We start from the raw sequence: 20,147 nt of genomic DNA, 5'->3' as shown, positions 1-20,147 counted from the left end.
CGGGCGTAACAGTGTTATCAGCCCCGTCTTTTGTCCGGCTACAACCTCAATAAGCGGTGCCCGTTTTACTTTATTTTTAAAGGCTGAAAAACTATCCCTTTCACCAAATCGATGGGAAGTGGCGTAAAACTACCTGTCGGCGATTTAATATCTGTTAATCCCTGAGCCATCAAGAGTCCACGCTTTGCTTGTTGTGCGTAATGTTGCTGCCAGCAATAATTTTCCGGTTGCTGCTATGGATGTTGTGCAGCAGCTGCGTCATCGCTATTCACTGACTGAAAGCCAAAAAAATTAACGTTCTGATGGCCACCTCCGGCTCCCCGGCGTTGCCGGGTCGTCAGCCCCACTGCGCTTACCGGCAGAGCCGGTAAGCTGCGCCGGACTGCGTGGCGTTCCGGGCCTGCCGGCTGGGGTCTGATGGCAACGGCCACATCAACCCCTGCAGCCGGCTGGCGCCGGCGCTTCTGCAGGCCGCCGCGCTGCGGCAACCTGTAAGGACCGGACCGGCGAAAAGCCGCCGTCCGGGGCTGTGCCCTGTTCATCACCTGCTGTCCTGTTTTGTCCCCCTGAGCCCCTTCGCCGTGCAGAAACCTGGCACCCGGGCGTCTTCACGCAAGGGTCGCCCAGCTAAACGGCGGCACCCGGTCCCTGCGGGCTGCGGCTTTGCCGTTTCCCCCTGCGTTCAGCCTGATGCCCGGTCGCCTGTTCTGCCCTCACGGCGAGGAACTCAGAGAAACATCACTTAACCCTGAACAGGAGAAACAACATGTCACAGCAGAACGTCAACACCACGGCTTCAGAATCTAAAGAATCATCTTTTTTTAAACGCGAAAACTACCGCGCGACGTATTCACCGGATGATAACAAGCTGCGCCTGTATTCGCTGCACCGTCTCGATGAAGAAACGTATCAGCGTGTGAAGCAGGCCGGTTTTAAATATGCGCCGCGTCAGGGGCTTTTTGTGGCCCCGATGTGGACGCCGGGCCGTGAAGACCTGCTGATCGAACTGGCCGGCGAAATTGAAGACGAAGATCAGTCGCTGTTTGACCGCCAGGAGGAACGCGCGGAACGCTTTGAAGAGTACAGCGAAAAGCGCGCAGCCGAGTCAGGGCAGGTACTGGCCGCCGTGGACAGCCTGGCTTCGGCTATTCCTTTCGGTCAGCCAATTCTGGTTGGGCACCACAGCGAGCGCCGTGCCCGTAAACACGCGCAGAAAATTGAGAACGGCATGCGCCGCGCGGTAAACCTGTTTGAAACGTCCGAATACTGGGAGCGCCGGGCAGAGGCGTCGCTGCGTCACGCGGCCTACAAAGAGCGCCCGGATGTGCGCTGGCGTCGGATCAAGAAGATTGAGGCCGATTTGCGCAAGGCAGACCGCCGCCTGCAGGAATGTCAGAAGTTTATCAAACTCTGGTCATCTGAAAACCTTAACCGGGCAATGGCTCTTGTCATAGCGAACATTGATCATCTTCACTGCTGTTTTAGCCTGGAAAAGTATCCGCGCCCGCCAGAGAAAAGCCAGTATGAAGGCAGCCGAAGCATCTGGTCTGCCCTTGAAGACGACATTATTACCGCTGAGCAGGCGCGGGACATCTGCATTCCCTGTCATGAACGCACCATTACACGGTTAAGCCGCTGGACAGCGCACTACCGCAACCGCATTGCCTATGAGCGCGCCATGCTGGACGAGCACGGCGGCGTGCTGGCCTCAGATACTGAAATGGTGCCGGGCGGCCAGGTGAAAAGTCGCGGAGAGTGGCTGACCATCATCCGCGTAAACCGCAGCGGCGGAAAAATCAGCTCGCTGGTCACCCCGGAATATTCATTTATGGGGCGGGAAGGCGCCACGACCACTATCACGCCCGATCGCATCACCGAATATAAGGCGCCCAGTGCAGAGGAGGCAAAAGCGGCTAAAGCGGCCGCGAAGCGTCCGCCGATCGTTAACTACCCGGGCGAGGGCTTCGTAAGCATGACAAAGGAGGAGTGGAGCAAAAAGCACGCCGATTTTAAACAGGTGAAGGGCATTGCGGCCGGTGACGATCACAAGGCTTACCGGATACGCCGCGTCATGTCCACGGGCTACACCCTGTCGCCGGTGTATATCACCGATATGAAGACAGTAGAGGTGCCGCGCTGACAAACCAGGCTCCCCGGCACGGCCGGGGAAGTTGTGCATATACAAATGACTATATAAAGCATGCCGGCAAGCGCCGGCATGGGAGAAAAAGAAATGCAAACCGAACTCAGCACGCGAATTGCGCAGATGCAACAGAAACTCAGCAATATGCAGCCCGTCGCCCGGGTACTTGCTGACACACAGCTGTTTGTTTCGTCAGATCCGGTGTGTCAGAATCTTGTCTCACTGGCCGATATTCGTCCGGGTGGCGAGGTGTTCTTAACTGTCTGAAAGATATAATTAAAAGCTGATTTTTTAGTTATATTTCGTTGTTTCCCTGAAATTACACTATTGAGAAAATCATTATGGATAATATTTTTAAGTATCTGGAAGCGGTACCTCATCATTTAGGTGTCGAAAACAGGCGTTTTGGCTACGGTTTTACAGCAGTCATTCTGGATATGAAAAGTGCTGAGTTTGTTTTTGATATGTTGAGTTCGCGTGATAGTGCATATGACATGCAATCCTTTCTCGTTGAAAACCCTCTGTTCCCGGCGGCGCAGGGAGATACGCCAGAAGCGGCATTAACACGGCTTAACGCCAAGCTGGGGCTTTTATATGATTTCAAAGAATCAGGCGGCGTTTATCGGTGGAGTGCAAAAGAAAAGTTTGAGTTGAGCGCGCAATGCGATCAGGAAGAGGGTGAGCCGCTTTCATTCTATTCGGTCAGCTGGTCAGATGTGGTTAGTGATTTAGAATCTGCCTGGAAAGAGCAAGGTGATGGTTTCTACGAGCACGCCCTGAAAAATAGTAGCTTAGTTAAAATGCGGGATTTCCATGCCCTGAGCCACTTTAGCTATCAGGGTGCTTTCTCAGAACTAAAACGTACCTGATTATACCTGTCCTCCGGACGTGCTCCGCTTGCATCGCCCGTACTGCTGATGTACCGACCCTTAACGTGTTATGCCGGGCGCAGCCTGTCCGGCTTGATGCAGACTCTGGCCACGCCTGAAAAGCGGGCGGACCTGCGGGCCGGGTAAAGACGGTGCTGACGCACCGTCTCTCTCCCTTCGCCTGCGCTTTCTCTCTCCGGGGCGCTGTCTCATGGTCTTCTCTCTTCGCTTCCTGCTGCTGTTAAGGCTTCTGCTGTGCAGTTGCTGCGTCACCGGGCTTTGCTCACTGAAGGTCAAAGGCATCAACACCCTGATGGCCACCTCCGGCTCCCCGGCACCGCCGGGTCGTCAGCCCTACGGCGCTAACCGACAAAGCCGGTAAGCTCCGCCGAACCGCCAGTAGCGGCGTTTCGGGCCTCACGGCTGGGGTCTGATGGCAACGGACAGGTCAACTTTTGTCAGTGGCTAAAAGTCCGCTATGAGCGGAAATCGGACGTAAAATTATTACAAGAATGTTATCAAATCCTCTACTTTAAAATCAGAAAAACATGATTTTTTATATATTAAGGATTAATTCTTATTAACACTTTTTTAAATCATCAACCATTTCTGGGTGATTTAAACTAAACCTCAGCAGTTTTTGAATAACCATGTCTAAGTAAATATTTACAGTATCAATATCTTTTAAAGGTGAGAGGGTTTTTTTGAAGTCGATCTCATTACCATGCGCAATGTCACTTCTTAGTTGATAGAGTTTTTTCCACAATGTACCATAATTTAGACCATTAAAAAGATGTTGGTGATCAACTGTTCCACTCATATTTAACAGTAGCTGAGTTTTATAAATTAACTGGTTTGTAATGGACTCGCCAGCTGTTCTTCCATTCGTAAGTAATGCCTCAAGCGTAGAAAAATAAGATAGTGTTAGCAGGTTGCTCTGTCGTGGTATGCTATCTATTCCATAAAATAGTTGAAGTATACCTTTATAACGACTTTTAGAATTTAGGTTTATTAATTTTAAGAATATATCTTTGAATTCAATTAGTTGTTCTTGGGTGTACTCAGCTCTATCTTCATGGCTCCCCATCGTCATCAATGTTAAGTCACTGTAAGATGAAAGGCTACGGGCACAAATTGAAGTTTCTGTTTCGTCGGAATAAATTGTCTGCATGGTAAATCGAAGTTTGGGACTCATTAGTGAGCCTGCATAATTTATCTCATGTATATGCTTGTTAAAATTACGAAACTTCAATAAATAGATATTACTCTTTTCTGCATGTTCCCAGTGAGTGTGCTTATCACCATCATGAACAATTATTTTTTTTTCAGAACCAAATGGGACAAACGTCCGTGAAAAATACCCAGCATCCTTAAGGTTATCTTCAAATATATTCATTTCCAAATCTGTAGATGCTGCAATTACGTAATCATCACAGATATAAAAAGGAAGTGCTTCCTTTGGAAGTGTCGCATTTGTAGATATTACACAGAAACCGCCGTCATACATTAATTAGCTCCTTTTTTGGTTTTATGCATGTCTGCAACATACTCCATGTAAATTAGCACAACATGATGTTAGGAACATCCGCTTTTGGCACACAGCGGACACTGGCATCAACACCCTGATGGCCACCTCCGGCTCCCCGGCATAGCCGGGTCGTCAGCCCTACTGCGCTAACCGGCAGAGCCGGTTAGCTCCGCCGGACCGCGTGGCGTTCCGGGCCTGCCGGCTGGGGTCTGATGGCAAACGGCCAGGTCAACCCCTGCAGCCAGCTGACGCCGGCGCTTCTGCAGGCCGCCGCTGCGCGGCAACCTGTAAGGACCGGCCCGGCACCGTGGTGTGCCGTTCCGGGGCTTTGCCCTGTTCATCACCCGCGTTCTGTTTCGTTTCCCGAATCCCTTCGCCGTGCAGAAACCTGGCACCCGGGCGTCTTCACGCAAGGGTCGCACGCTAAACGGCGGCACCCGGTCCCTGCGGGCTGCGGCCTTGCCGTTTCCCCCTGCGTTCAGCCTGATGCCCGGTCGCCCGTTCTGCCCTCACGGCGAGGAACTCGGAGAAACATCACATGAAACTGAACGGGAGAAACAACATGTCACAGCAGAACGTCAACACCACGGCTTCAGAATCTGAAGAATCATCAGGGAAAAATCTTTTCTGCGCCCAACAGGTGCCTGCGAGCCTGCGCCTGACGTTCCTGGAGGGCTTTTTTGGTCGTCTGGCTCCAAAAGCTCCGCTTTTACTGGCTCACTGGATGCAGTCTCACTGTCAGGACTACGCAGGTGGGTACTGGGAGTATTTTCACACCAGTAACAGCGCCTGCTTTATGGTGCCGGGATTTGAAGGCAAAAAACATTTTCAGATCCTGTCCAGAGGCTTCAGTGCAGGCATGTCGGCCGAGGCCGCAGGTGTCAGTGCCACGCTGACTGTACTGAAATGCCTGGCCTGGCAGGCGTGGAGTGAAAACGGCAATGACCCGTTGATCGGTAAGCTTAACCATCATGAAAGCGCCCTGTGGGAATACGCCCTGACGCTTGATGAAAAGCGCGTTATTTGTCTGGCAGTGGCCTGAGTAACTGCAACGCGGGCAGCAAGTCGCCCGCGATAACGGTCCCATATGAGAACGACATTATGACTAAAAAAACAGCTTCCAGGTGTGACTTAGTGGCACTTTGTGGTAACGTATGTGTTACTAAGTCACACACCGGAGGACATATGGCATCAACAAGACTTCGTCAGCAGGGCGGGGCGGTCGTGCTGACCATCCCGAGCGACATCGCTGCAAGAGCGGGCTGGACGGTTGGCATCGAGCTGGACGTGACCGCAGAGGGCGAGGCCGTGAGCATTGTGCCGGTTGCGCGCGTACCGCGCGGTCGTCGTACTGTGGCGCAGCTGCTGGCCGGTATCGACCAGCAGGAAATTCAGAGCTACAACGAAGAAACCGCTGATGGCCTGGGTGATGCACCGCAGGGCAGGGAGCTTATCTGATGGTTTCAAGGAGGGTGCCGCAGAAGGGCGAAATCTGGCACGTTAACGGCGATCCGGTGGAAGGCCGCGAATTTAAAGGGCCGCATTACTACCTGGTTATCTCTCAGCGCGAGCTGGTTGCGGCGCTGGGAACGGCGGTTTGCGTGCCGGTGACAAGCGGCGGCGGCGCGTCCCGTTCGCAGGGCGTGACCGTCTACCTGGACGGCAACAGCACAGATACCGGCAACGTAACAGGCGTGGCGTTGTGCTATCAGCTGCGCTCGCTTGATCTGACCGCGCGCAGGGCAAGCTATGCCGCCACGGTTGAACCACATGTCATGGATGAGATACTGTCGCTCGTTGTTGATTTAATCGATCCTCGATGAAGAAAGATAAACCTGCTTTTTAGTTTTCACGAGGAAAGAAGGATCAGGCGCGGCATTAAACGCCTGCCTGATTTTGCACTGATGATTTGTTTTCATTATATCACCTGCACTTATTCCCCACGGGAAAACGCTTCATATAATTGAAATGACGCGCACGTACGCGCTGGAGAAAAAATAATGAGCTTCGGAGTGTTAAATGCTGTCCTGGTCATGGGCTACTGCATAATCTCGAAATGTTTCTTCCCTGAACTGCACGGCGCAAGTTACTTTTTTGGCCTGGCGCTGTGCGTCATTGCGGCAAAAATCTTTGCCTCCGGAAAGAAAAAACCTGCTGGAGATGAGATGATTTTTCGGCTGCTGTTCCCGTTTACTGGGCTGGCGATGATTATTGCCGGCATCTGGTTTTATCCAGCGACCGAGGCGATTACCGCCTCAGAAAGCGATATTGTCCAGGCCAGTGGAGCGTCTCCGGAGGAAATTTTCACTCTGTTCTTTATCTGTACGGGCGGCATCATCCTGATCCTGAGCATGGTCAGGATGCTGAAGAAGTGAATCCTGATTTTACTGGCCGTATGAGGAGCAACCTTTACGGCCTGTATTCCGGTTCAGCCAGAAAAGCGGGCGGCCCTGCGGGCCGGGTAAAGACGGTGCTGACGCACCGCCTCTCTCCCTTCGCCTGCGCTTTCTCTCTCCGGGGCGCTGTCTCACGCTCTTCTCTCTTTGCTTCCTGCTGCTGTTAAGGCTTCTGCTGCGCTGCAGCTGTGTCGTCAGCTCTCTTTCTCTGAAGGTCAACAGCGCCAGCATCCTGATGGCCCCCTCCGGCTCCCCGGCATAGCCGGGTCGTCAGCCCCACTGCGCTAACCGGCAGTGGCCGGTAAGCTCCGCCGGACCGCAAGCGTTCCGGGCCTCACGGCTGGGGTCTGATGGCAACGGCCACATCAACCCCTGCAGCCGGCTGGCGCCGGCGCTTCAGCAGGCCGCCGCGCTGCGGCAACCTGTAAGGACCGGACCGGCGAAAAGCCGCCGTCCGGGGCTGTGCCCTGTTCATCTCCCGCGTTCTGTTTCGTTTCCCGAATCCCTTCGCCGTGCAGAAACCTGGCACCCGGGCGTCTTCACGCAAGGGTCGCACGCTAAACGGCGGCACCCGGTCCCTGCGGGCTGCGGCTTTGCCGTTTCCCCCTGCGTTCAGCCTGATGCCCGGTCGCCCGTTCTGCCCTCACGGCGAGGAACTCGGAGAAACATCACATGAAACTGAACAGGAGAAACAACATGTCACAGCAGAACGTCAACACCACGGCTTCAGAATCTGAAGAATCATCATCTTTAAAAACAAAAAAAACGCGTCGTCCCGCGAAAGCGAAAGCGGACAAAGCCGCAGCAGCGGCGGTAGAGCAGGCACTGGAGAAAATCGACATCGAGATGATCCCGCTCTCGCGACTGATGATTTCACCTCTCAACGTGCGCAGTAAGATCTACGTCCGGTCACGTATCGAGTCGCTTGCCGCCACCATTAAAAACGTCGGGCTGCTGCATAACCTGATCGCGCACGATATGGCTGACGGGATGCTGGGCGTGGCCTGCGGTGGACGCCGTCTTACCGCGATGCAGCTGCTGGTTTCGCAGGGCGTGTATCAGCCCGATCAGCCCATCCCGGTCAAGCGCGTCACTGAGGAGCTGGCGCGGGCGGCTTCAATGGTCGAAAACGGCGAGCGTGAGGATATGCACCCTGCCGAGCAGATCGCCGGTTTTCAGGCGCTGGCAGACGAGGGCAAAACACCTGCGCAGATTGGCGATCTCATGGGTTACAGCTCGCGCCACGTTCAGCGCTGCCTGAAGCTGACTGGCCTGGACCCTGCCATTCTTGACGCGCTGGCCGCCGATAACATCACGATCGATCAGTGTCAGGCGCTGGCGCTGGCCGACACGCATGAACGTCAGCTGGAAGTGTGGGAACAGGCCTCCGGGTACTACAACGCCTCCGCTGAAATCATCCGTAAGCTGATCACCTCCACTGAGACGGCGATTAGCCACTCACTAAAGTTCGCTTTTATCGGTAAAGATGCCTATCTCGCGGCGGGCGGAACCATTCGCACCGACCTGTTCAGCGATGAAGACGAGGGCTATATCGATACCGCGCTGGTTGAGCAGCTGACGCTTGAAAAGCTGCAGCAGATTGCCGCCGCCGTCGAGAAAGAAGAAGGGTTTGCCTGGGCTGAGGTCAGAATGGACAGCCGTCTGCACAGCTGGAGCAGCGAGGTGAAAAAAACGTATCACCTGCTGCCGGAGCGCTGCCCGGAGCTGACGCCGGAGGAAGATAAAGAGCTGAGCGAGCTTCGTGCCCGGCTGCAGCTTTCCGACGACGACGCGCTGGTTGCGCAACTGAGAAAGCAGGTTGCCGCGCTGGAAGAAACGGGGCTGAAGCGCAGCTGGGCAGGCGCGGACAAGGGCAAAACCGGGGCGCTGGTCTGCTTTGAGCGCGGCAGCTGCTTCATTCAGCGCGGGGTGCAGCGTCAGGCCGACCTGCCGAAAAAGGTGAATCCTGAGAATAAGGAAGGCCTGCAGACGCTTTCCGAAGACTACTCCGCCACGCTGGTTCGCTCGATGTCGTGCGAGCGCTCACTGGCTGTACAGGCGGCGCTGTGTACGAAGCCGGACATCGCGCTTGCCATGCTGACCTGGACGCTGTGCCGCAGCACCTTCAGCCACCGCAACTATGACGGAACCCCGATGAAAATCAGCCTCACGGACAACAGCACTGCGCTGATTGCCGGGACGACCGCGAAGGAAGATACAAAGGCCTGGCAGTTCATTCAGGAGCAGAAGGCGCAGTGGGAGGCGAAACTCCCGGAAAACTGGTCGCAGGACTTCCGCTGGCTGATGGGCTGGAGCACGGGTGACGTGCTGGGGCTGCTGGGATTCTGCAGCGCCACGGCGGTATGCAGCTTCCAGGAGCGCATTTATGGTCGCAGCCAGACCAGTAACCTCGATACGCTTGAAATGGCGCTGGGCTTTAACCTGGCCGACTGGTGGCAGCCGAGCGCTGAGGGCTTCTTTAAGCGCATGAGCAAAGAGCAGATTGCCGGTGCGCTGAAGGAGGCCGGTAAAACGGGTAATGCCAGCGATGCGGAGAAGATGAAGAAGGGCGACGCCGCTGAATTTGCTGAAGAGGTGATGAAAGATGCCCGCTGGGTGCCTGCGTGGATGAAACCCCTGCAGCCTGCAGCGGCGGAAAACGGCAGCGAAGACGAAACGGGCAACGAAGGCTGACAGCGGCAGACCGCCCGTCCGGGCGGTCACTACAGACAAGGAGAAAACCTGATGAATACCATTCCCCGGCACCTTTCAATCGTTCCCGCCTGCCCGTATACCTTTGCCATCAGCCTGGCCGTTGCCGAGGTTGAAAAGCGCCTGCAGGGCAGGGCGGCGCGCGGCGCACACCCCTACGCCAGTGCCTTTATGCGCCATTACTGCGGGACACGCACCATTAAGGCTGACCAGCTGCGCCGGGTCATGCCTGAATACACACCCGGTGATCGCTCTGCGCCGCCTGCGCGGGAATACCTGGCTGCGCTCGATACGCTTATTGCCTCACGCGGCGAGCGCTGCCCTGCGCCGCTGTCGCAGGATACCGGCTCAAGGCTGTTTCCGCTGACCGCCGCCCGTTTCACGGAGCGTCGGGAAAAGCGCTTAACGCTGCGTCAGAGCAGGGCGCAGAACCGGGAGGGCCGGGAGCGCGAGCAGAAGCGCAGGCGCTATCAGAACCGGCTGGCGCAGGCTGCGCTGGAGCTGGCGTTTCACACGCCGCAGACGGTGGGGGGCTGGCATGCACACTGGCAGGGACAAGACATCTTTGACAGCGATCTTCTGTCGCTGATACTGACCTGGCTGAAGCGATTTGTGTCATGCCGCCATATCGATCCGCTGGAGTGGTACGGTGAGCCTCTGTGGCGCGTGATGCTCGATATCAGCATTATGGCCGGTGAGCTGAGCGCATTCAGCAAAATGACCGACCGGTTTGCGCTGCCTGTACTGCTGACGTTCAGACCCTGATTCTGTTAAGCCGGGTGCAGCATGTCCGGCTTGCTGCAGACTCTGGCACCGCCTGAAAAGCGGGCGGCCCTGCGGGCCGGGAAAAGACGGTGCTGGCGCACCGTCTCTCTCCCTTCGCCTGCGCTTTCTCTCTCCGGGGCGCTGTCTCACGGTCTTCTCTCTTCGCTTCCTGCTGCTGTTATGGCTTCTGCTGTGTTGCAGCTGCGTCACCGGGCTTCGCTCACTGAAGAGCAAAGGCATCAAAACCCTGATGGCCACCTCCGGCTCCCCGGCGTTGCCGGGTCGTCAGCCCTACTGCGCTAACCGGCAGAGCCGGTAAGCTCCGCCGAACCGCGTGGCGTTCCGGGCCTGCCGGCTAGGGTCTGATGGCAAACGGAAAGGTCAACTTCTGCCAGTGGCTTAAAGTCCGCTATGAGCGATGAACGGACGTTGAGACACATAATAAATCGTCTCAATTTTCAACTTTTCTGAATCTTAACGTCCTGAGAAGTAAATCGGATACACTCCAATGCCTAAGATCCCTGAGAAATACTGCTTCTGAGCAATTATATTTTCATTAGTTCAAGGGCCACAAAGATGTTCATTGCCTGGAATTTGCATACTGGGTGGCCCGCTGTAATGGGCTGGATCCGCATCAACCAGTCTTTCCACTGTGGTACTCTAGCCCGGCAGGCAGGAGCTGTTATACACCACCGCCCCTGCAGCGCTAATGCGGAGATAGCACTCCGCTCAGTAAGGCTTGTACTCTCATAAACCGCAATATTTTTTAGCTTAAGCCTTAATGTAAAGTTAACAATTGATTCAGGCAATTATGTAATTTCGTAGTTCTAAATGTGTGATGATCGTAACTCATACGCATATAACTATCTATCTCATCCAGACGCATGTTCTTATTTACAGATACATCCGTTCCATACATCATTTTTAATATGCATGTAAAATCATGACCATTACATATAGAAAAGTGGTCTGGAGACATTAATTCTAGTTTACGCATTTCATTAAATAAGTCTGCTGCATTAAAATGCCTACCCGCACGACTTCTATTAACCACATGGTTTATATACTTATTCTCATCAACTAAAACATTAGTTCTATTAATACTTACAAACTCCCTGTGTGCTAATCCTTTGAAATTAAGGTTACTATGTGTAAGGTAATTGTACCATTTAAGAAGCCCGATTTTATAACATGCACTAAGGATATTCATCTTTACATCACGACAAAATGTCTCAGCCAATTCCCCTTGAATTAGTTTTCTATCTGTGTGTGACATAATAAATTTATCAACTACTCCACCTTTCACTAACATCATTTCAAGATCATGAGCATCAGTATAAAAAACCCCGTCGTAATTTATTCCACTTAACTCATCAAAATCAGCGTCACATACACCATATACAGCATCATTCCCTGCATGACGTAATTGACTAACAGCCGATATTACCTCACGCTTTCCATTTTCTGGCGATTCATAAATGATCCTATTATCAAGCCGGTAGGCATTAAAAAATCGGATATCTGTAATGCCCTCAACTACAATCAATATACGACGTCGATTCATTTCGCTTCTGAATAAAAGCATCATACTACTCAGCCAATCATCTTCGCTAACAGCATCGCGTAATGACATCATTTACTCTTTTCCTTCTGAAGGCTGTTGGCTTTCATTACTATTTTTAATCATTTCATAAAGATCGTATGTTAATTCCCAATTCTTACTGATTACTTGTGGTGAGTGAGTAGCAATAATGACCTTTTCATACTCGTTGATTTTTTGAATTTTTTTGAGAGAATCTAAGAAAGTTTGTTGCCAAGCGACATGCAATGATATCTCAGGCTCGTCAATAAGAATTACTTTTTGTGAAACCAGATCGAAAATCAAATTAAAAAGAAGAACTACTTGGTTTTGTTCACCCGATGAAAGCATATTGCGATCAATCAAATCACCATTTAAACTTTCGAAATAAAATCCGTTTTTTCTATCAATCATCACTTTTTTAAAAGCTAAAATCTTTTCTTGCAAAATTGATTCAAATAGATCAATCTTTTGATGCAATGTCTGAAACGGTGACAGTTTCCCAAGGGCATCTTCAATGTATAGATCCAAGACACCTAGATATTCATTACTACTATAAAGACTTGTACTTTTTTCAGGCATTAGATCATCTTCAGCCTGAATAAGACCATACCGCATGTAGTGACGACGTTTATCTTGAATGCCATTTAAGCGTGCCTGAATATTTCCTGATGAAAATCGTTTTTGTTGTTCTAAACGTTCAAATAATCGGATAGGAAATGTAGCGTCTAATTTTTGTGATAGTGCAGCGGACTCATCTTGTGCGTTTTCCATCAAATCTTTTAATTTCCTCGCACATAAATCAATGACCGTTTCATCATCAGCTCTGACTTGTAATCGATCTGCACATATAAAAGATACGTCTTTTTTCGATGTAATGTGACTTAAAACCTTCGAGAATAATGGCTTATCCAGTTGTGGTTTTTTTTTTGGTTTAGCTTCCCGCCCATGCCAGCTTATATAAAATATATCTTCCGTACTGGCTTCATCTTTTTGTAACTTAAGTTTTTCAGTCGCAGTGCTTCCCGAATTATTGTCTAGATGATTCAATATTAAGCCATCTTTTTTAGTGTCATGAGTAATTGAAACTGAGCCACCTTGAAATTCAATCTTAATTAAACTGAACTTAATTTTACAGAGAATATTTAATTCATTTGCAAGAATACCATTGATTATTTTAAGAATCATCGTCTTACCATATCCATTTGGACCTGTAAGCATAGTAATCTCATGGTTATCCAAGGGAATTTCATAATCAAGGAGACCAAATAGTTTGTTTATTTTCAAATGTGTTAATTTCAAGTCAAATCCCTTATATAGACGATTAATTACAATTATTTATCACATTGCTTCATAAAGTGCATTCTACTTATTAAATTAATACAAAACAAATAGATTTGAAGTATTCATCTTTTATCTCCAGGCTCTCATACTTGGCATCGGAAACCGTAACTTGAAGCTCTGAACCCATCGTCAAGCCGTCTCTATTAAGGCTATGCACTACCTGAGTGATTAGCCATGCCTATTTGTCTATCACGCGTTTAAAGCTTTTACCGCTAACGCCATTAGACAAATCCCGCGCACGGCGATTTTGCCGCACTTTGTTTCTGAGCCCCATTCACATACACCCAGCAGGTTAGCTGGCCTGTCACTACTACTGGTGTAAGTATCCCTGCAAAACGAACAATCCTCTATTACTCTCTCCACAAACACCTTCGATTGATTAACGCAGAAATGTCCGCTTTTGGCACATAGCAGACACTGGCATCAACACCCTGATGGCCACCTCCGGCTCCCCGGCGTTGCCGGGTCGTCAGCCCTACTGCGCTAACCGGCAGAGCCGGTAAGCTCCGCCAAACCGCCAGAAACGGCGTTTCGGGCCTCACGGCTGGGGTCTGATGGCGAACGGCAAGGCTCAACCCCTGCAGCCGGCTGGCGCCGGAGCTTCTGCAGGCCGCCGCGCTGCGGCAACCTGTAAGGACCGGACCGACGAAAAGCCGCCGTCCGGGGCTGTGCCCTGTTCATCACCTGCTGTCCTGTTTTGTCCCCCTGAGCCCCTTCGCCGTGCAGAAACCTGGCACCCGGGCGTCTTCACGCAAGGGTCGCACAGCTAAACGGCTGCACCCGGTCCCTGCGGGCTGCGGCCTTGCCGTTTCCCCCTGCGTTCAGCCTGATGCCCGGTCGCCTGTTCTGCCCTCACGGCGAGGAACTCAGAGAAACATCACTTAAACCTGAACAGGAGAAACAACATGTCACAGCAGAACGTCAACACCACGCCTTCAGAATCTAAAGAATCATCATTTTCAATGACAAAACCCGCAGAAGATGTCAGCTATGAGGCTATACGCCGCGCCTTTCGTCGCAATCTTTTTTACGTCGATTACCCGCAGTTCAACGTGAATACCGTGGCGCTGCGCAGCGATTTTAATATGCATCTGGAATACCTGGCGGCGGCGACGTTTACACGGGACGAGGCTTCATTTGATACGGGGAATTACCGCTCTACAACAGAGCTTATGCTGATTAACCCACATGAAAAACTCCTGATTACCGTTGCCGTATTTGCACCCAAAGCTGGCGCGGCACCGGAAACCTATGAAACCCGTGTCGTGCATTCAGCAAACCCCATCGGCGACGAAGAGTATGTGGAGCTCAGCGAATATCAGACCACCAACGTTTACAAGTCAGCGGGGCGGCTTAACGTGGCGGCGCTGGAGTTGTTCTGGTCAGAACATGAGGGGCTGAAAAAATATGCGCAGGCCAGCCTGCCGAAAGCAGATGAATACAGCCCGTTTTGTCACTGGCAGTTTTCCCGCCTGAAAGGTTAATGATTCATTCCCCTGCAGCACGCTGCAGGGGAAACAGGAGAAAGCGATGAACACACAGGAACGTCTGGCAGCCGCGCTGAAAAACCCTCTGCAGGCAGGGGACGTGACGTACACCGGCCACGTTATGACCGACGCGGAATGCATCACCTACAACCGCTATACCGCCGAAGCCGCACGACCGGGAATAAGCGGGCAGGCGCGGGAGTTTTTACTCGATCAGCGGCACCGGTTTTTCGTTCTGATAAGCGAAAGCTGACAGCCAGTAAAGCCAGGAAATATCACAGCCAGTCACACGGGAGACGCAATATGTCACAGCAGAGCATCAGCACCAGTTTTTCAGAATCAGAAGAAACCGCGCTGGAAGCAGTGGGAGCCAGTATCAGCTTTTTCAGTCACCTTCACGTCCGGGACACACAGGGTAATTATGTTATGGCCTCTGTCAGTCAGATCCTTACAGAAGCCACGCGGGCTATTGATTTCCGTTACCCTGCAGGCACCGTGTTTGAATCATCAGAAGTGTCAGAAGAATTTTTCCGGGCAAAACTTGCCGGACGTGAAAGAGAAACCTTTGCTGTTGCGTTTCTGAATAACCAGCATCAGCTGATTGCTTATGAAGAGTTATTTATGGGCAGCATCGCATCAACCGAAGTCCATCCCCGTGAGGTGGTTCGCGCAGCCCTGCGGCTGAATGCTGAAGCGGTGATCCTGAGTCATAACCATCCCTCATTCAGTACCGAACCCTCCCGCGCAGACGTGCAAATCACCGTACGCCTGAAAAAAGCGCTTGAGCTGGTCGCTGTGCGGGTCATCGATCACATCATCGTGGCAGGTAATGAGGCCGTATCAATGGCCAGGAAGGGGCTTGTCTGATAGCCAACCTGATGCACCTGTGTGGGCAGGAAGGCATAACGGGCGGGGAGGTAACATTTGCATCGCTGGTCAGCATGGCAGAAATGCACTATCAGGCAGATCTGGAGGAAATGTAACGCAACAAGGGCGGGGCCGCTTATGGCCCTGCAGCTGCATTCACCGGCGGCTGAACGGCGGGCGGCCCTGCGGGCTGGGTAAAGACGGTGCTGACGCACCGTCTCTCTCCCTTCGCCTGCGCTTTCTCTCTCCGGGGCGCTGTCTCATGGTCTTCTCTCTCTGCTTCCTGCTGCTGTTAAGTCTTCTGCTGTGCTGCAGCTGCGTTGTCATCTCTCTTTCCCTGAAGGAGAAAAACAGCAACGTCGTGATGGCCACCTCCGGCTCCCCGGCGTTGCCGGGTCGTCAAGCCCCACTGCGCTAACCGGCAGAGCCGGTAAGCTCCGCCGGACCGCAAGCGTTCCGGGCCTGCCGGCTAGGGTCTGATGGCAAGGGCCAGGTCAACCCCTGCAGCCAGCTGACGCTGGCGTTTCTGCAGGCCGCCGCTGCGCGACAACCTGTAAGGACCGGCCGTCGGAGACGTCCGGGGTGTGTTCATGCTGTCCTCACAAACGGTGCCGTCATGTTACGGATGGTTCCCCGCGGAGGGCTGGTCGTAGCAACGTCATTCGTTCAGCGCAAGGGTGAAATGCACGCCTGCGGCGCCCCTGCACTGCCCGCCTGACGCCGCTTACTTGCCCTCTGCCGCGAGGAACTCACCGAAACATGATTAACCACCTGAGAGGAGAACCAGCATGAACACACAGAACGTCAACACCGCCGCTTCAGAAGCTTCCAATACATGGGTTAACAGCCAGAAAGTCTGCGTCAGCGCGAACGATCTGCGTACGCGCTGGTATGCCACAGGCGAAGACGGCGGGAAAGTCACTCCGGCAGCGGGGAAGCACTATCCAGCGCGAAACGGCAGCTATGGAGCAGATGTGCTGTTGCTCAATGAAACTGAAGTGGCGGCATTACTGGCGGCAGGACATCGCGCGCTGCCGCGCATGGCGAGTTCAGCCAGGGGGATGACGGCGCTGTACGACGTGGGCGACATCTCTGCGGAACGTTACATCATTGCCAGCCGGGATCAAATTTATTACCGCACTGCCTCATGGCAGGAAGCCTGCCGGGAGTATATACGGCGCTTCTCAGCAGTAATGGCGGAAGAGGCGAAAAAGATTTTCGACAGGTTTCATGCAGCGTGTGATGCAGGGCTTGATTATTACCAGGCCAGCGACGTCGCACGCGGCATCATCTCACTGGAAAGCGCCCTGAATCCTGCGCAAGACTTTCAGGTAACTGCCGGTGCCGCTGATACCACCTTAAACGATATCCCGTTCTGAAAATGTCCTGCGGCCCGGAAGAAAACGGGTCGCGCCTCTCTTTCATCAGCATTAAGGGAAACTGATATGAAAATACAGAATGCGCAGCCTCTGGTCGTGGGGCAGGTTGTCAGCACAGTTCTTTACAATCGCGGCCGGGGTGTGATTTTCGCGATCCACGGCGAGCAGAAACCGGCGTCAGTGGGGTCGCTTTCGGGATGCGTTTCGTACGGCGGGAATGCGACATTTGACATTGCATTCGAGAGCGGCGGAATATCGCGCGCGCTGCCTGAAAGTATCCTTTACGGGAAACAGTGGAGCATATTCCCGGAAATAAAAAGCGGTAAAGAAACGACGCGCATCGTAAAACAGGCAGAGGCAGAAGAACGTCGTAAAAAGCAGGCGCGGGAGGAAGAATCCCGCAAATATGAAGCGGAATGTCAGCGTCTGAAAACGGCACCAGAATATGCTTCGCTTTCGCAGGATAAAAACGGCGCGGTACAGGTCACGTCAAATATACGCAGGGAACTTAAGGCGAAGTTTCCGGGCATTAAATTTTCCGTTCGCAAGCGCAGTTATGACAGCGTAAGCGTTATCTGGACAGACGGACCTACGGAGGAGGAAGTTAAATCTGTCACTGATAAGTATAAAGACAGCTATTTCGATCCCATGCAGGATATGTCTGTTTCCAGTGCGTCTCCCTTTAATCGTATTTTCGGCGGAGTGGGTCATGTCTTTACTGACAGAAATTATTCCGATGCCATGAAACAAAAAGCGGTGGATACCATCGCTAAAAAATATGGCAGCAGCCTGGAGGGCGAGGAAATCACACTGGCACGATTTAAATCGGGCGAACTGTACCGGGTCGGCCGGGATTTTTTCTGGCACAGTCAGGGCGTTCACGGTGAAATAAACAGAATACTTTCTGAAATAAAAGCATAAACAGCAGGGGGCCGGATGGCTCCCTTTTTTTTGAGGCCTGTTATCCGTCGCCGGTATTGAACCGGTGACGAATAAATAAAAAACGGTGCAAACTCTTTCTGCGCAGTGCGGTAAAACATCAGGGGCGTTACTCATGTTAACCGTACCCGGCATTGAACCGGGAACGATTAATTCTATGCGCAGGCTGCATTGACGGATTTAAATCAGCACAGGCACAGAAGAAAAAAATTAATGCAGTCCGTAATAAGGATTTTAATCATTTATCCGTTGATTGCCGTACGTGGGATTTTACCCGCCTTGATGGCCTTATAATGTGCGTCGATAATCATCGCGTAGTTATACCGGTTCTTGATCGTCACCGGAATGTTTTTCATTCCCGCGTTATACATTCCCACTGCCAGCCACGTTGTGCCGTACTGATTGAAGTTCCTGCGCAGCAGCATGGCACCGATGAAAATATTCAGGCACGGATCGCTGAGGAGCTTTTCTTTACTGAGGCCGGGATATTCTTTCTGTAATCCGCGCATGGTCACCGAATTAATCTGCATGATACCGTAGTCACTGCTGCCGGGCTTTCCGTCTTTGGTTTTGTTCGTATTTATGGCGGCAGGATTGTAGCGGGATTCCTGCCAGGCGATAGCACGCAGGTAATCCGGATCAATGGAATACCATTCACCTGCTTTAATAAAACAATCCGCATTCACGCTGGCTGAGAAAATGCCTGTCGCCAGCAGGGCTACAGCGTGTATAAATAAACGCATAGCGGCTCCTGATTTGAAAAGTTCGGGAGTGCTTATTAACTCAATAATATCATAAGAAGTAGGATTTTACACACCACTCGCAAATTTATTTTTTCATTATTAATTCTTTAATATCAGTAACTTAGTTGAGATTCGTGTAGAAAATCGCCTTGTTTGTGGTTGCCTGAAGGTTGCCAGTAGTTTGCTTGCTGGCAACTTATTGGGTGCTTAATAGCAAATGTATTATAAACAGAGATTTAAATAACTATAGCCACTGTTTAATGCCCTTTGGTTGCCTTGTATTTTCCATTTGGTGGCTGTATGGTGGCCTGGTGGCATCCAAAAAACATACTCTCATCATCTTGTTTGGGAGTTATCATTGCTCATCCGATGAGTGATTCCAGAAGGTAACTGAATTAAAGAGGCTGGTATAATCATGAATGACGAAAATTCATCAAAAAGAAACCGCGTTTATCTCACTGTACCTTTTTAACTTTTGGAGAAAGTTGATGCGCATGTAGAAAAAATGCTGGAAGATGGTGAGTCCCGGGATACTGCTAACCGGTCATCCTTTGTCATGAAAATGTTCAAGCTCGGTCTAAGGGTGCATGAGAATAAAATTAATAAGGACGCTTCAGAGAAAACACTGGATCAGAAACTGGAACTCATCGCTAAAAATGCACTAATGAATGGCTTTATCATAGATGCTATTTTTGGAATTATGAAAGAAACGATTGATCAGTCAAAAGTAGTAAAAAATGAAACGTTACTTGATCCAGACTGGCCTAAAGAAATGAAGGAAAGGGTTGCCGGTAAATTACTTGAATACTTTAAGTAGCTACCATAAGCCTGATATGCGTCGGAACGTATCAGGCTTATTCTTTCAGTTGTCATCATTCTGTCCCGAATCCTTGTCCTTCTCTCTTAATAACTCCGTTTCTTTTCTCTGTGCTTCAAGAATATAAAGACGCAACGTAAGCGCATTAATCCCGTACTGCGTGTAAATCTGCTTGCGTGTGTGTCCGTCACATAAAACAGCATTCACAGCCTGATCGCGGTCGCGTTTTGAAAGCACGTTGCGGTTATCATATTTGACGCGCTTTTCCTTTATTTCAGGTGAGTCTTTCTTTTTACTCCATGCTCTTTTAACCGTCGCCACCGTCACACCCAGTATAGCGGCGGTTTGTTGCAGTGTTTTTCCCTGTACACGCAGCCTGACCGCATATTCTTTTAATTCCTCCGGTGTAACCCTGTGGTCTTCACGTCTGCCGATGTACTTAACAAGTGTATCTGTCGTGATGTTGTATTCATCCAGAATATGTTTTCTGAGCACACCCGTTCTTAATTTGGTTTTTATCGCTTCCACATCTTCCTGTGTCAGTTTTTTCTCCCGCTCCCGGGGTGTAATTTCTTTTCC

At 51.4% G+C, this 20,147-nt stretch carries 21 protein-coding genes; 16 read left to right on the top strand and 5 right to left on the bottom strand.

Features of this window, described 5'->3' with window-relative positions:
- Positions 1-766 precede the first annotated feature (766 nt).
- The 4 genes from ACQE3Z_RS19195 to ACQE3Z_RS19180 all read left to right on the top strand — a co-directional run bounded on the left by ACQE3Z_RS19195 (position 767) and on the right by ACQE3Z_RS19180 (position 3,394).
- A complete protein-coding gene (locus ACQE3Z_RS19195; RefSeq protein WP_426975003.1) occupies positions 767-2,140 on the top strand; it encodes a DUF3560 domain-containing protein in 1,374 nt (457 codons plus the stop codon).
- A gap of 93 nt (positions 2,141-2,233) precedes the next feature.
- Entirely contained in the window at positions 2,234-2,410 is a 177-nt protein-coding gene (locus ACQE3Z_RS19190; RefSeq protein WP_426975002.1) for a hypothetical protein, read from the top strand.
- 74 nt (positions 2,411-2,484) lie between these two features.
- On the top strand, positions 2,485-3,012 hold the full coding sequence (locus tag ACQE3Z_RS19185; protein WP_426975001.1) for a hypothetical protein: 528 nt from the start codon (positions 2,485-2,487) through the stop codon (positions 3,010-3,012).
- 211 nt (positions 3,013-3,223) lie between these two features.
- Positions 3,224-3,394 carry a hypothetical protein gene (locus ACQE3Z_RS19180; protein ID WP_426975000.1) on the top strand — a complete coding sequence of 57 codons (171 nt, stop codon included), beginning with the start codon at positions 3,224-3,226 and terminating at the stop codon, positions 3,392-3,394.
- A 198-nt stretch (positions 3,395-3,592) separates the two neighbouring features.
- Here ACQE3Z_RS19180 and ACQE3Z_RS19175 read toward each other — a convergent pair whose 3' ends face one another.
- Positions 3,593-4,519 (bottom strand): hypothetical protein, encoded by a 927-nt coding sequence (locus ACQE3Z_RS19175; protein WP_426974999.1) that lies wholly within the window; start codon positions 4,517-4,519, stop codon positions 3,593-3,595.
- A 583-nt stretch (positions 4,520-5,102) separates the two neighbouring features.
- Between ACQE3Z_RS19175 and ACQE3Z_RS19170 the strand changes: the two genes are divergently transcribed.
- The 6 genes from ACQE3Z_RS19170 to ACQE3Z_RS19145 all read left to right on the top strand — a co-directional run bounded on the left by ACQE3Z_RS19170 (position 5,103) and on the right by ACQE3Z_RS19145 (position 10,413).
- A complete protein-coding gene (locus ACQE3Z_RS19170; RefSeq protein WP_426974998.1) occupies positions 5,103-5,582 on the top strand; it encodes an antirestriction protein in 480 nt (159 codons plus the stop codon).
- A 143-nt stretch (positions 5,583-5,725) separates the two neighbouring features.
- Entirely contained in the window at positions 5,726-5,998 is a 273-nt protein-coding gene (locus tag ACQE3Z_RS19165) for an AbrB/MazE/SpoVT family DNA-binding domain-containing protein (RefSeq protein WP_426974997.1), read from the top strand.
- On the top strand, positions 5,998-6,363 hold the full coding sequence (locus ACQE3Z_RS19160; RefSeq protein WP_426974996.1) for a type II toxin-antitoxin system PemK/MazF family toxin: 366 nt from the start codon (positions 5,998-6,000) through the stop codon (positions 6,361-6,363). Before ACQE3Z_RS19165 ends, ACQE3Z_RS19160 begins: the two co-directional genes overlap by 1 nt.
- Before the next feature lie 177 nt (positions 6,364-6,540).
- Positions 6,541-6,915 carry a hypothetical protein gene (locus ACQE3Z_RS19155; RefSeq protein ID WP_426974995.1) on the top strand — a complete coding sequence of 125 codons (375 nt, stop codon included), beginning with the start codon at positions 6,541-6,543 and terminating at the stop codon, positions 6,913-6,915.
- 717 nt (positions 6,916-7,632) lie between these two features.
- A complete protein-coding gene (locus ACQE3Z_RS19150; protein ID WP_426974994.1) occupies positions 7,633-9,630 on the top strand; it encodes a ParB/RepB/Spo0J family partition protein in 1,998 nt (665 codons plus the stop codon).
- A gap of 51 nt (positions 9,631-9,681) precedes the next feature.
- Positions 9,682-10,413, top strand: coding sequence for a plasmid SOS inhibition protein A (locus tag ACQE3Z_RS19145; RefSeq protein WP_426974993.1), 732 nt, complete (start codon positions 9,682-9,684; stop codon positions 10,411-10,413).
- A gap of 778 nt (positions 10,414-11,191) precedes the next feature.
- On the opposite strand, the gene ACQE3Z_RS19140 is transcribed toward ACQE3Z_RS19145, so the two are convergent.
- Together ACQE3Z_RS19140 and ACQE3Z_RS19135 are read right to left on the bottom strand one after the other, a co-directional pair.
- Entirely contained in the window at positions 11,192-12,049 is an 858-nt protein-coding gene (locus ACQE3Z_RS19140) for a DUF4435 domain-containing protein (protein ID WP_426974992.1), read from the bottom strand.
- Positions 12,050-13,294: an AAA family ATPase gene (locus ACQE3Z_RS19135; protein WP_426974991.1), complete on the bottom strand. Its 1,245-nt coding sequence runs from the start codon at positions 13,292-13,294 to the stop codon at positions 12,050-12,052.
- A 947-nt stretch (positions 13,295-14,241) separates the two neighbouring features.
- Between ACQE3Z_RS19135 and ACQE3Z_RS19130 the strand changes: the two genes are divergently transcribed.
- The 5 genes from ACQE3Z_RS19130 to ACQE3Z_RS19110 all read left to right on the top strand — a co-directional run bounded on the left by ACQE3Z_RS19130 (position 14,242) and on the right by ACQE3Z_RS19110 (position 17,990).
- Positions 14,242-14,820: a hypothetical protein gene (locus ACQE3Z_RS19130; protein ID WP_426974990.1), complete on the top strand. Its 579-nt coding sequence runs from the start codon at positions 14,242-14,244 to the stop codon at positions 14,818-14,820.
- Between the two features lie 46 nt (positions 14,821-14,866).
- Complete coding sequence (locus tag ACQE3Z_RS19125; protein WP_426974989.1) at positions 14,867-15,076, top strand: hypothetical protein; 210 nt, start codon at positions 14,867-14,869, stop codon at positions 15,074-15,076.
- 50 nt (positions 15,077-15,126) lie between these two features.
- Positions 15,127-15,690 carry a JAB domain-containing protein gene (locus ACQE3Z_RS19120; RefSeq protein ID WP_426974988.1) on the top strand — a complete coding sequence of 188 codons (564 nt, stop codon included), beginning with the start codon at positions 15,127-15,129 and terminating at the stop codon, positions 15,688-15,690.
- A gap of 788 nt (positions 15,691-16,478) precedes the next feature.
- A complete protein-coding gene (locus ACQE3Z_RS19115; protein WP_426974987.1) occupies positions 16,479-17,069 on the top strand; it encodes a hypothetical protein in 591 nt (196 codons plus the stop codon).
- A 96-nt stretch (positions 17,070-17,165) separates the two neighbouring features.
- Complete coding sequence (locus tag ACQE3Z_RS19110; RefSeq protein WP_426974986.1) at positions 17,166-17,990, top strand: LPD29 domain-containing protein; 825 nt, start codon at positions 17,166-17,168, stop codon at positions 17,988-17,990.
- Between the two features lie 260 nt (positions 17,991-18,250).
- Here ACQE3Z_RS19110 and ACQE3Z_RS19105 read toward each other — a convergent pair whose 3' ends face one another.
- Positions 18,251-18,751 carry a lytic transglycosylase domain-containing protein gene (locus ACQE3Z_RS19105; protein WP_426974985.1) on the bottom strand — a complete coding sequence of 167 codons (501 nt, stop codon included), beginning with the start codon at positions 18,749-18,751 and terminating at the stop codon, positions 18,251-18,253.
- A gap of 505 nt (positions 18,752-19,256) precedes the next feature.
- Between ACQE3Z_RS19105 and ACQE3Z_RS19100 the strand changes: the two genes are divergently transcribed.
- The gene (locus ACQE3Z_RS19100; protein WP_426974984.1) at positions 19,257-19,568 is read left to right on the top strand and encodes a hypothetical protein; all 312 of its coding nucleotides are present in this window, start codon (positions 19,257-19,259) and stop codon (positions 19,566-19,568) included.
- 45 nt (positions 19,569-19,613) lie between these two features.
- On the opposite strand, the gene ACQE3Z_RS19095 is transcribed toward ACQE3Z_RS19100, so the two are convergent.
- Entirely contained in the window at positions 19,614-20,096 is a 483-nt protein-coding gene (locus tag ACQE3Z_RS19095) for a hypothetical protein (RefSeq protein WP_426974983.1), read from the bottom strand.
- Positions 20,097-20,147: the final 51 nt, after the last annotated feature.

Source organism: Pantoea sp. FN0307 (assembly GCF_050113815.1).
In the GTDB taxonomy this organism is placed as follows: domain Bacteria; phylum Pseudomonadota; class Gammaproteobacteria; order Enterobacterales; family Enterobacteriaceae; genus Mixta; species Mixta alhagi.
The sequence above is the reverse complement of the archived record's forward strand: the minus strand, read 5'-3'. Positions and strand labels throughout refer to the sequence as shown.

Bases quoted from the DNA above. Each gene is read 5' to 3' on its own strand.
- ACQE3Z_RS19105 (WP_426974985.1), bottom strand. From the start codon at position 18,751: ATGCGTTTATTTATACACGCTGTAGCCCTGCTGGCGACAGGCATTTTC.
- ACQE3Z_RS19190 (WP_426975002.1), top strand. From the start codon at position 2,234: ATGCAAACCGAACTCAGCACGCGAATTGCGCAGATGCAACAGAAACTC.
- ACQE3Z_RS19155 (WP_426974995.1), top strand. From the start codon at position 6,541: ATGAGCTTCGGAGTGTTAAATGCTGTCCTGGTCATGGGCTACTGCATA.
- ACQE3Z_RS19125 (WP_426974989.1), top strand. From the start codon at position 14,867: ATGAACACACAGGAACGTCTGGCAGCCGCGCTGAAAAACCCTCTGCAG.
- ACQE3Z_RS19180 (WP_426975000.1), top strand. From the start codon at position 3,224: ATGGTCTTCTCTCTTCGCTTCCTGCTGCTGTTAAGGCTTCTGCTGTGC.
- ACQE3Z_RS19195 (WP_426975003.1), top strand. From the start codon at position 767: ATGTCACAGCAGAACGTCAACACCACGGCTTCAGAATCTAAAGAATCA.
- ACQE3Z_RS19120 (WP_426974988.1), top strand. From the start codon at position 15,127: ATGTCACAGCAGAGCATCAGCACCAGTTTTTCAGAATCAGAAGAAACC.
- ACQE3Z_RS19115 (WP_426974987.1), top strand. From the start codon at position 16,479: ATGAACACACAGAACGTCAACACCGCCGCTTCAGAAGCTTCCAATACA.
- ACQE3Z_RS19165 (WP_426974997.1), top strand. From the start codon at position 5,726: ATGGCATCAACAAGACTTCGTCAGCAGGGCGGGGCGGTCGTGCTGACC.
- ACQE3Z_RS19175 (WP_426974999.1), bottom strand. From the start codon at position 4,519: ATGTATGACGGCGGTTTCTGTGTAATATCTACAAATGCGACACTTCCA.
- ACQE3Z_RS19185 (WP_426975001.1), top strand. From the start codon at position 2,485: ATGGATAATATTTTTAAGTATCTGGAAGCGGTACCTCATCATTTAGGT.
- ACQE3Z_RS19130 (WP_426974990.1), top strand. From the start codon at position 14,242: ATGTCACAGCAGAACGTCAACACCACGCCTTCAGAATCTAAAGAATCA.
- ACQE3Z_RS19150 (WP_426974994.1), top strand. From the start codon at position 7,633: ATGTCACAGCAGAACGTCAACACCACGGCTTCAGAATCTGAAGAATCA.
- ACQE3Z_RS19160 (WP_426974996.1), top strand. From the start codon at position 5,998: ATGGTTTCAAGGAGGGTGCCGCAGAAGGGCGAAATCTGGCACGTTAAC.
- ACQE3Z_RS19145 (WP_426974993.1), top strand. From the start codon at position 9,682: ATGAATACCATTCCCCGGCACCTTTCAATCGTTCCCGCCTGCCCGTAT.
- ACQE3Z_RS19100 (WP_426974984.1), top strand. From the start codon at position 19,257: ATGCTGGAAGATGGTGAGTCCCGGGATACTGCTAACCGGTCATCCTTT.
- ACQE3Z_RS19140 (WP_426974992.1), bottom strand. From the start codon at position 12,049: ATGATGTCATTACGCGATGCTGTTAGCGAAGATGATTGGCTGAGTAGT.
- ACQE3Z_RS19170 (WP_426974998.1), top strand. From the start codon at position 5,103: ATGTCACAGCAGAACGTCAACACCACGGCTTCAGAATCTGAAGAATCA.